The organism is Streptomyces katrae (assembly GCF_000966975.1).
In the GTDB taxonomy this organism is placed as follows: Bacteria; Actinomycetota; Actinomycetes; order Streptomycetales; family Streptomycetaceae; genus Streptomyces; species Streptomyces katrae.
This window is the reverse complement of record NZ_JZWV01000040.1, coordinates 1-9,875: the sequence shown is the minus strand read 5'-3', so window position 1 is coordinate 9,875 and position 9,875 is coordinate 1. Positions and strand designations below refer to the sequence as shown.

The following is a 9,875-nucleotide window of genomic DNA, read 5'->3' as shown; positions in this document are numbered from 1 at the left end:
AGGTGATCGAGGCGACGGCGGCGTCCACCGTGTCCTCGTCGACGTCGTTGACGACGACGGCGGCACCCGCGGCGGCGAGGGCCTGGGCGTATGCCAGTCCGAGACCGCGTCCGCTGCCGGTGACGACGGCGACCTTGCCCTGAAGATCCATGAGAGGGGCCTCTCGAAAGAGATGAAAGGGGTGAAGGAGGTGATGAGGGAATCCCGGAAAGCAACGGCCGAGCCGCAATCGACAGGAATCCTGATGAACGCAGTCTGGGCAATCAGCAGGATTCCTGTCAATGCCCTAGGGTGAGGCGGCACCGCGTCCCGGGCACACGGCACCGGGAGCGGCAGGAGCCGCCCCTGCGGGCCGTCACCACGGGAGGATGGACGTGAGCACGTCGCTGCTCTACCTGATCAAGAGAACGGAGCTGGCGGTGCGCGCCCGGCTCGACGAGATGCTGAAGCCCGCCGGGATCACGGCGCTGCAGTACACCGCCCTGACGGTGCTGGAGCGGCACGACGGCATCTCGGCGGCGCAGCTCGCCCGCGATTCCTTCGTCACCGCCCAGTCGATGGCCGACATGGTCCGCGCGCTGGAGGGCCGCGGGCTGATCCGTCGCGAGCCCAATCCGGCCAACCGCCGCGAACGCCTCATCCTGCTCGCCGACCCCGGGCGGCGGCTGCTCGCGGAGTACGCCGATCCGGCACGCCGGATCGAGGAACGCATGACGGCCGGCCTGGGTTCCGAGGAGACCGCCGCGTTCCGGGCGGCACTGAACGAGGCCTGGCGGGCCCTGTCCTGACCGTCCGCGGAACCAGGCCGTCTCAGCTCCCGGCCGCCGCCGGGAGCGCCACCGCCATGGCGGCGAGCAGCAGCTCCAGGGCGAAGGGGTAGCCGCTGCCGCGCATGTCCGCGGCGAGCAGCGGGAAGGCCGCGGCGATGTGCGGGTGGGTGTCGGCCGACAGCCTGCCGTAGACCGAGTTCCAGACCGCCTCGTCCGCCTCCCGGGCGGCCTTCGGCAGAGCGAGCGCGGCGGCGTCCTGGGCGGCGAACGCCAGGGCCTGGTCGATGAACGCGTGGTAGGCGCGGACGGCGAAGGGGGCGGGGAAGCCCGCCGCGGCGAGGATGCCGAGGATCCGCTCGACGGCCGCGGTCTCGTGGGGGCGTCCCGTCGTGCGGTAGGCCCCGAGGACGGCGGCCTGCGGGTGGGACAGATAGCAGGCGTGGATCCGCAGGCCCATCGAGCGCAGGTCCTCCCGCCAGTCCCCGGTCGCCCGCCAGCCCTCCTGCGCCCTGCCGATCAGTTCGTCCGCGAGGGCGAGGAGGAGGGCGTCGGTGTTGCGGAAGTAGCGGTAGAGCGCGCTCGGGTCGGCGCCGAGTGCGGCGCCCAGCCTGCGTACGGAGAGCGCTTCGGCGCCGTGCTGGGCGACCAGCCGCAGCGCCGTCTCGACGATGAGCCGCTCCGAGAGGACGGCGCCCTGCTTGGTGGGTCTGCGGCGCCGGCGGCCGCCTTCGGGGATGACACGTTCGGCTGTGACACGTTCGGACATGGCCGGGACCTTACGACAACACCATTGACGTGTAAACGGCCCTGCCGCTTCCATGGCGCCCATCCCCCGTCGCCTCACGCTCTGGAGCGTTCACATGGCCAAGGCCGATCTGGTCTTCACCCGCGGCCCCGTCTTCACGGTGGACCCGGCCCGCACCCGGGCGACCTCGCTCGCCGTCATCGGCGACAGGATCGCGGCCGTCGGCCACGACGAGGTGCGGGAACTCGTGGGGCCCGGCACCGAGGTGGTCGACCTGACGGGGAAGCTGCTGATCCCCGGCTTCCAGGACGCCCACATGCACCCGGTCTTCGCCGGGGCGGAGCTGGCCGAGTGCGATCTGACCGAGACCGTCACCGTGGACGACTACCTGGCCCGGATCCGGGCGTACGCCGACGCCCACCCGGACCGCGAGTGGATCACCGGTGGCGGCTGGTCGATGGAGAGCTTCGAAGGCGGGCTGCCGACGCGGCAACTGCTCGACGCCGTCGTCCCGGACCGCCCGGTCCTCCTGGCCAACCGGGACCACCACGGCGCCTGGGCCAACACCCGGGCGCTCGAACTCGCCGGGATCACCGCCGCCACCCCCGATCCGGCCGACGGCCGGATCGAGCGCGAGCCGGACGGAACCCCCAGCGGCATGCTCCAGGAGGGCGCCACCTCGCTGGTCGGCCGGCTGCTGCCGCCGAGCACCCCGGACGAGCTCCTCGCCGGACTGCTGCGGGCCCAGAAGCTGCTGCACTCCCTCGGTGTCACGGGCTGGCAGGACGCGATGCTCGGCGAACTGGGCGGCCGGCCCGACCCCTCGGACACGTACCTGACCGCGGCGGGGGACGGCTCCCTCACGGCCCGGGTGACCGGAGCGCTGTGGTGGGACCGGGCTCGGGGCGCCGAGCAGATCCCCGAACTGGTGGCCCGTCGCGAGAAGTTGCGGGCGGGACGGTTCCGCGCGACCTCGGTGAAGATCATGCAGGACGGCGTGGCGGAGAACTTCACCGCCGCCATGACCTCCCCCTACCTGGACGGCTGCGGCTGCGCCACCGCCAACACCGGCCTGAGCTTCGTCGAGCCCGGGGCGCTGCGCGGATACGTGACGGAGCTCGACGCCCTCGGCTTCCAGGTGCACTTCCACGCCCTGGGCGACCGGGCCGTCCGCGAGGCCCTCGACGCGATCGAATCGGCCGTGGCGGCCAACGGGCACCGCGGCAACCGCCACCACCTCGCCCATCTCCAGGTCGTCCACCCCGAGGACCTCACCCGCTTCGCCGCGCTCGGTGCCCTGGCCAACATCCAGCCCCTCTGGGCGGCCCACGAGCCGCAGATGGACGACCTGACCATCCCGTTCCTGGGTCCGGAGCGCTCCGCCTGGCAGTACCCGTTCGGCGACCTGGTGCGCGCGGGCGCGACCCTCGTCGCGGGCAGCGACTGGCCGGTGAGCAGCCCCGACCCGCTGGCGGGCCTGCACGTGGCCGTCAACCGCCGGGACCCGGAGGCCGCCCACGAGCGGATCTTCTACCCCGAGCAGCGGCTCGACCTGCCGACCGCGCTGGCCGCATACACGGCCGGGGCCGCCCATGTGAACGGTCACGACGACGCGGGCAGCCTGCGGGTGGGCAACCTCGCCGACCTGGTCGTCCTGGACCGCGACATCCTCACGGCGCCCGCGGAGGAGATCGCCGAGGCCCGCGTGGAGCGGACCTACGTCGGCGGCCGGCTCGTGCACTCGCTCTGAGCGGGCCGGACGGATGACGCCCGTACGTCGAGGCGGGTCCGGACGAGCACCCCCGCCGCCTCCCGGTCGCCGTGTTCCAGGACCGCCACCAGGGTTTCGACGCCCGCCTCCGCGATCGCCTCGGGCCGCAGGCTCAGGGTGGTCACGGGCGGCTCGGTGTGCTCGGCGGTGACGTCCTCGCTCACGCAGACGAGGAGCAGGTCGCCGGGGACCTCGTAGCCGAGCCGGCGCGCCGCGTCCAGGACCAGGGGCGGACTCGCCTCGGCCACGACGAGCAGGGCGTCGGGCCGTGCTCCCGCGGCCGCCGGATCGTCCGCGAGGGCGGTCTCGACGGCGCGGATGACGGGACCGTTGCCCGGTGCGCCGACCCGTACGACCCGTTCCGGCACGCCGTGCTCCGCGCACCACGCGCGGTGTGCGGCGAACACCTCGGTGTGGAAGCGGGTGGTGCTGTCGGGCACCAGGAGGACGGGCCGGCGGGCGCCCTGCGCGCGGAGGTGGTCGAGGGCCTCGCGCACGGCCGCGCCGGCGTCCACGTCCACCCAGTACGCCCCGGGCCGCCCCTCGACGGAGCGGTCGCTGAACACGGGGATGCGGGCGGCGAGGAGGTCCTCGACGATCGGGTCGTCGGCGACGGGGTCGGCGACGACGACCGCGTCGAGCGACAGGTCCGCCCACTCGCTCTGCAGGGACCCGGCCGGCAGCAGGACCACGGCGTAGCCGCGTCGCAGCGACGTCGCCGCGGTGGCCGCGGTCAGCCGGGCGAAGTACGGCGACTCCAGGAAGGTCCAGGGGGCGTCGGCGAACTCCCCGACCACGTATCCGATCAGTCTGGCCCGTCCCGCGCGCAGCCGGCGCGCGGTCGCGTTGGGCCGGTAGCCCATTCTGCGCGCGGTCTCGCGGGCCTTCTCCCGGACTTCGGGAGAGAGCCTTCCGGTGCCGTTCAGTGCCGCCGAGACGGTCGTCTTGGAGAGGCCCGCCTCGCGGGCCACGTCGACGAGGCGGACGCGCGGGAGGGGCGGCGAGGGCTGCCCGCCATGCGGTGGGACGTCGGTCATGCGACTGATGCTGCCACCCTCGTGACCTTTGCAAAACCGTTCCCGCACAGTCTTGTGCGGGAACGTTCCCGCATCAATACTCGCTCCATCCCCCAGCGCCCGTCACTACACCCGTAAAGGGGTGGGTCTGCATGCGCATGCCCCGGACCATCGCGTTTCTCCTCTGTACCGCGGCCCTCACGGCCACCACCAGCGCCTGTTCCGGCGCCACCGCCCCCAAGACCGCCGGCGGCGCCGGCTCCGAGGTCACTCCGCTCTCGCCGCCCGCCCAGGGCCCCCTGGACTCCTTCACCTGGTCCCTGTACGCCGAGCCCTACACGCTCGACTACGCCCTCGCGTACGACTACCCGCCGAACACCGTCCTCGCCAACGTGTGCGAGCAGCTCATGAGGGTCACGCCCGACATGAGGATCGAGCCCGGCCTCGCGGTGAAGTACGACCGCCCCGACCCGCTGACGCTGGTCTACACCCTGCGCCCCGGCGTGAAGTTCCACGACGGCACGACCATGACCGCCGACGACGTGGTCGCCTCCCTCCAGCGCCAGATGGACCCGGCGACCGGCTCGCCCTGGGGCTCGGCCTTCAAGAACGTCAAGGCCGTCGAGAAGACCGGCCCGCTGGAGGTGACGCTCCGCCTCACCAAGCCCGACGTCCTGCTCCACGAGCTGATGGCCGCCACCCCCGGCACCGTCGAGAGCGCCGCCACCCTGGCCAAGGCCGGCAAGGACTACGGCACCCCCGCGGGCAAGGTCAACTGCACCGGCCCGTACTCCCTCGACACCTGGTCCCAGGGCACCGAGATCACCCTGAAGAAGAACGGCGCGTACTGGGACCCCCGGCTCGCCCCCAAGTCCGACACCGTGAAGTTCACCTTCGTCGAGGACGTGGCGGCCCGTACCAACGCCTTCCTGTCCGGCACCGCCGACGGCGGGTACATGGTGGCCCCCGCCACGATCGGACAGCTGCGCTCCGGCAACAAGGGCAGCGTCCTCTTCGGCCCCAACACCGCCGCGTCCAACCTCGCCGTCCTCGACTTCGGCGGTCCGCTCGGCGACCTGAAGGTGCGCAAGGCCCTCTCCCTGGCGCTCGACCGGAAGAACATCGTCAAGGCGGCGGCCGGCGGCATCGGCGTCCCCGCCAAGGCCCCCGCGGCGCGGGGTGCGTGGGCGCTGGCCCCGGAGAAGACCGCCGCGCTCCACGACAGCCTGCCCGAGCCCGGCTACGACGTCGGCGCCGCGAAGAAGCTCGTCCAGGAGGCCGGCGCCACCGGCCGCAAGATCACCCTGGTCACCAGCACGATCGCCCCCGAGATCAGCGTCGTCGCCAACGCCGTGCAGGCCGCCGGCAAGGAGATCGGCCTCGACGTCGAGCTGAAGTCCGTGGCCCCCGAGGCCTACAGCAGCATCTTCGTCGACCCCAACGCCCGCGCCGGCCTGGACCTGGTCATCACCAACGGCTACGACAACACGCCCGACCCGCTGGAGTTCTACCAGTACCTGCGCAGCGGCGACTTCGGGAACTACGGCAACTGGTCGAACGCCGAGTACGACGCCGCCTTCGACCGGGCCAACGCCGAACCCGACGCCGGCAAGCGCGCCGAACTGACCGCCGAGCTCCAGAGGATCGCGATGCGCGAGCTGCCGGTCATCCCCCTCTACGAGGCGCCCTACATGGTCTTCCTCGGCAAGCGCGTGACCGGCGCCCCGACCGGGATCGCCCAGCTGTACTACCCGTGGGCCGCGACGATCGGGGCCCCGGCGAAATGACGCGCTACCTCGTCGGACGCACCCTCGGCCTGCTGGCGGTGCTGCTCGTGACCTCCCTCGTGGTCTTCGGCAGCATCCACCTGGCCCCCGGCGACCCGGTGTCGTTCCTGCTCCACGGCCGCCCCGCGACCCCCGAGGCCGTGGCGGCCCTGCGCTCCCAGTACCACCTGGACGACCCCCTGCCCGTCCAGTACGCCAAGTGGCTCGGCGCCTTCCTCCAGGGCGACTTCGGCAGCTCCGCCCAGTTCCACCAGGACGTCTCCACGCTCATCGGATCCCGGCTGCCCGGCACGGCCCTGCTCGTCGGGTACGCGGCGCTGCTCGTCGCCCTCATCGGCGTGACCGCCGGGATCCTCGCCGCGCTGCGGCCCGGGCCGCTGGACCGGGCGGTGCTCCTCGGCAGCGGAGTCGCCACCGCCACCCCTTCGTTCGTGACCGCGATCGCGCTCGTGTCCCTGTTCTCCGTCCGCCTGGGCTGGTTCCCCGGCCCCGGCGGCACGCCCGTCGGATTCTCCGAACAGCTGTACCACCTGACCCTGCCGGCCTTCGCCCTCGCACTGACCTTCGCGGGTCTGCTCGCCCGGGTGACCCGCTCGGCGATGCTCGACGAACTCGGCCGCGAGCACGTCGAGGTGGCACGCGCCCGCGGCGTACCGGGACGGACCGTGGTCCGCCGCCACGTCCTGCGCAACGCGCTCGGCCCGGTCGTCACCGTCGGCGGCACGATGCTCGCCGGGCTCCTCATCAGCACCTCGATCGTCGAGACCGCCTTCGACGTGCCCGGCCTCGGCTCCCTGCTCGTGCAGTCGGTCACCGCCAAGGACTTCGCCGTCGTACAGGCGATCACCCTGCTCAGCGTGGGCGCCTTCGTCCTCGTCAACCTCGCGGTCGACCTGCTCGCACCCCTCATCGACCCCCGGCTGTCGCTCCACGGGGAAGGCCCCTCATGACCACCACCGCTCCGCCGGAGTCCACGGTCCTGCGCCGCAGGCCCGGGCTGCGCCCCCTGCGCCTCCTCGCCCAGGGCCCGTTGTTCACCGCTTCGGTCGCGGTGCTCGCACTCCTCGTCCTGATCGCCGTGCTCGCCCCCGTGATCGCCCCGTACGACCCCGAGGCCCTCGACCTCACGGCGAGCCTGGCCGGGACCACCGGCGAACACCTCCTGGGCACCGACCAGTCCGGACGGGACGTCCTGTCGCGGCTGATGTACGGGGCCCGCACCGGGCTGCTCGGTCCGCTGCTCGTCGTCGGCGTGTCCACCCTGCTCGGCACCCTGCTCGGCGTGGTGGCGGCCTGGCGCGGCGGCTGGGCCGACTCCGTCCTGTCCCGCTCGATGGACATGGTCTTCGCGGTCCCCGGGCTCCTGCTCGCGATCCTGCTCGTCTCCGTCGTCGGCCCGGGGATGACCGCGCCCGTGATCGCGATGGCGGTGGCCTACACCCCGTACGTGGGCCGCCTGGTACGCGGCATCGCGCGCCAGGAGAAGGCCCGCCCGTACATCGAGTCCTACCGGGTACAGGGCTGGTCCGGCTGGAACGTGTGCCTGCGCCACCTGCTGCCCAACATCGCCGCCACCGTCTTCGCCCAGTCCGCGATGAACTTCGGGTACGCGCTGATGGACCTGGCGGCGCTCTCCTACCTCGGCTTCGGCGTGCAGCCGCCGACCGCCGACTGGGGCGCCATGATCAACGAAGGCCAGTCGGCCGTCCAGCAGGGGGCGATGCTGCCCGCCCTCGCGCCTTCCGCGTGCATCGTGCTCGCCGTGGTGGCGTTCGGCATCGTCGGCGAGGGCCTCGCCGACCGGATCGCGAGGCGGAAGCGGTGAACCGCATGAACGGACAGCGGGAACGGAAGGACGCGACCGCGGTCCCGGCCGACGACGGACGTCCGGTCCTGGAGATCGACGGGCTCGGGGTCCGGCTGCCCGACGACCGGGCCCGGCGGCCGATCCTGGACGGGGTGGACCTGCGGGTACGGCCCGGGGAGAGCGTCGGCCTCGTCGGGGAGTCGGGCTCCGGGAAGTCGGTGGCGTGCCGCAGCGTCCTCGGGCTGCTGCCCGCGGGCGCACGCACCAGCGGCGAGGTCCGGGTCGCCGGCCGGGACGTGCTCGCCATGAGCCGTTCCGAGCTGGCCGGGCTGCGGGCCCGGCAGGTCGCGATGGTCTACCAGGACCCGCGTGCCTCCGTGAACCCGCTGCGCCGCGTCGGCGACTTCCTCACCGAAGGGCTGCGCGCGGCCGGGACCCCGGCCGCCACGGCGGACGCGCGGGCCCTCGAACTCCTCGACGCGGTCGGCATCCGGGACCCGCGCGGCGCCCTGCGCCGCCGTCCCCACGAGTTCTCCGGCGGCATGCTCCAGCGGGTGGTCATCGCCGCGGCGCTCGCCGCCGAACCCGCGCTGATCGTCGCCGACGAGCCGACCACCGCCCTGGACGTCACGACCCAGGCGGAGATCGTCGAACTCCTCGCCCGGCTGCGGGCCGAGCGCGGCACGGGCCTGCTCTTCGTCACCCACGACCTCGAACTGGCCGCCACCGTCTGCGACCGGGTCTACGTGATGTACGCGGGCCGGATCGTGGAGACGCGCGGTACCGACGAGCTGTTCGACCGGCCGCGGCACCCGTACACGGCGGGGCTGCTCGCCTGCACGCCGGGCATCGAAGCCGGTGCGCCCGCGCCGCGCCCCATCCCCGGGCGTCCCGTCTCCCTGGCGGAGGCGCCGCCGGGCTGCGCCTTCGCCGCGCGCTGCGCCCACGCGCTGCCGCGCTGCTCCGAGGAGAAGCCCGCACTCACCCGGCACGGCGACGGACTCGCCGCCTGCCACCGTGCCGACGAAGGGATCACGCTGTGACCGCCTCAGCGAAAGGGGGACCGGCCGTCGAGGGACCGGCCGTCGAGGGACTGGTCGTCGAGGGACTGCGCAAGCGGTACGGGGACCACACGGCGGTCGACGGCGTGTCCTTCTCCCTGGCGCCCGGGGCCTGTCTCGCGATCGTCGGGGAGTCCGGCAGCGGCAAGACCACCACGGTCCGGATGCTCGTCGGCCTGGAGCGCCCGGACGGCGGGACCGTCCGCCTGGACGGCCGGGACCGCTCCACCCGGCCCCGGCGCCGGGCGGAACGGCTGGCCAGGGCCCGGGAGATCCAGATGGTCTTCCAGGATCCGTACCTCTCGCTCGATCCCCGGGTGACCGTCTCCGGATGCCTGGACGAGGTGCTGCGCCTCCACACGGATCTCGACGCGGCCGGCCGCGGCACCCGCGTCACCCGGCTCCTGGACCAGGTCGGCCTCGGCACGCGCGAGGCCGCCGCCCTCCCCCGCGACCTGTCGGGCGGCCAGCGGCAGCGCGTGGCGATCGCCCGAGCCCTCGCCGTGGAACCCCGGGTCCTCGTCCTCGACGAGGCCGTCGCCGCGCTCGACGTGTCGATCCAGGCGCAGATCATCGAGCTCCTGGGTCAGATCCGCAGGGCGTCGGGGATCGGCTACCTGTTCGTCACGCACGACCTGGCGGTGGTCCGCCACATCGCCGACGAGATCCTCGTGCTCAAGTCCGGTCAGGTCGTGGAGACGGGCCCGGCCTCGCGGGTCCTGGAGTCCCCGGAACACCCGTACACCCGGCTCCTCCTGGACTCGGTACCCCGCCGCGGGCGTGCCCCGCACGGATCCTGACGCCCGCTCACACGGCGTGCCGCGGTGGCCGCCCGTCCCGCTGCTCGAACGAGGGACGGCGGGGGTGGCCGCCGTCGGCGGTCAGGAGGAGGCACAGATGGTCTCGACGAAGTGACCG

General features: G+C 73.3%; 10 protein-coding genes. 7 read left to right on the top strand and 3 right to left on the bottom strand.

What is annotated here, in order from left to right:
* On the bottom strand, positions 1-151 hold a 151-nt coding region (locus tag VR44_RS42155; protein ID WP_157880208.1), incomplete at its 3' end, for an SDR family NAD(P)-dependent oxidoreductase.
* 217 nt (positions 152-368) lie between these two features.
* On the opposite strand from VR44_RS42155, the gene VR44_RS02605 reads away from it, so the two are divergent.
* Complete coding sequence (locus tag VR44_RS02605) at positions 369-788, top strand: MarR family winged helix-turn-helix transcriptional regulator (RefSeq protein ID WP_045945696.1); 420 nt, start codon at positions 369-371, stop codon at positions 786-788.
* A gap of 22 nt (positions 789-810) precedes the next feature.
* Here VR44_RS02605 and VR44_RS02600 read toward each other — a convergent pair whose 3' ends face one another.
* The gene (locus VR44_RS02600; RefSeq protein ID WP_045945695.1) at positions 811-1,536 is read right to left on the bottom strand and encodes a TetR/AcrR family transcriptional regulator; all 726 of its coding nucleotides are present in this window, start codon (positions 1,534-1,536) and stop codon (positions 811-813) included.
* A 94-nt stretch (positions 1,537-1,630) separates the two neighbouring features.
* On the opposite strand from VR44_RS02600, the gene VR44_RS02595 reads away from it, so the two are divergent.
* A complete protein-coding gene (locus tag VR44_RS02595; RefSeq protein ID WP_045945694.1) occupies positions 1,631-3,265 on the top strand; it encodes an amidohydrolase in 1,635 nt (544 codons plus the stop codon).
* On the opposite strand, the gene VR44_RS02590 is transcribed toward VR44_RS02595, so the two are convergent.
* Positions 3,232-4,323: a LacI family DNA-binding transcriptional regulator gene (locus VR44_RS02590; RefSeq protein ID WP_052713442.1), complete on the bottom strand. Its 1,092-nt coding sequence runs from the start codon at positions 4,321-4,323 to the stop codon at positions 3,232-3,234. The two genes, VR44_RS02595 and VR44_RS02590, sit on opposite strands and share 34 nt — an antisense overlap.
* 131 nt (positions 4,324-4,454) lie before the next feature.
* Here VR44_RS02590 and VR44_RS02585 point away from each other — a divergent pair, with 131 nt between their 5' ends.
* From VR44_RS02585 to VR44_RS02565, 5 genes are read left to right on the top strand one after another with little or no spacing between them, the layout of a single operon-like run.
* Positions 4,455-6,089, top strand: coding sequence for an ABC transporter substrate-binding protein (locus tag VR44_RS02585; RefSeq protein WP_045945693.1), 1,635 nt, complete (start codon positions 4,455-4,457; stop codon positions 6,087-6,089).
* Complete coding sequence (locus VR44_RS02580; protein WP_045945699.1) at positions 6,086-7,039, top strand: ABC transporter permease; 954 nt, start codon at positions 6,086-6,088, stop codon at positions 7,037-7,039. The genes VR44_RS02585 and VR44_RS02580 overlap by 4 nt, the downstream gene beginning before the upstream one ends.
* Complete coding sequence (locus VR44_RS02575) at positions 7,036-7,914, top strand: ABC transporter permease (RefSeq protein WP_045945692.1); 879 nt, start codon at positions 7,036-7,038, stop codon at positions 7,912-7,914. Before VR44_RS02580 ends, VR44_RS02575 begins: the two co-directional genes overlap by 4 nt.
* A 5-nt stretch (positions 7,915-7,919) precedes the next feature.
* Positions 7,920-8,939 (top strand): ABC transporter ATP-binding protein, encoded by a 1,020-nt coding sequence (locus tag VR44_RS02570; protein ID WP_045945698.1) that lies wholly within the window; start codon positions 7,920-7,922, stop codon positions 8,937-8,939.
* On the top strand, positions 8,936-9,757 hold the full coding sequence (locus tag VR44_RS02565; protein WP_063778895.1) for an ABC transporter ATP-binding protein: 822 nt from the start codon (positions 8,936-8,938) through the stop codon (positions 9,755-9,757). The genes VR44_RS02570 and VR44_RS02565 overlap by 4 nt, the downstream gene beginning before the upstream one ends.
* The last annotated feature ends 118 nt before the right edge of the window (positions 9,758-9,875 follow it).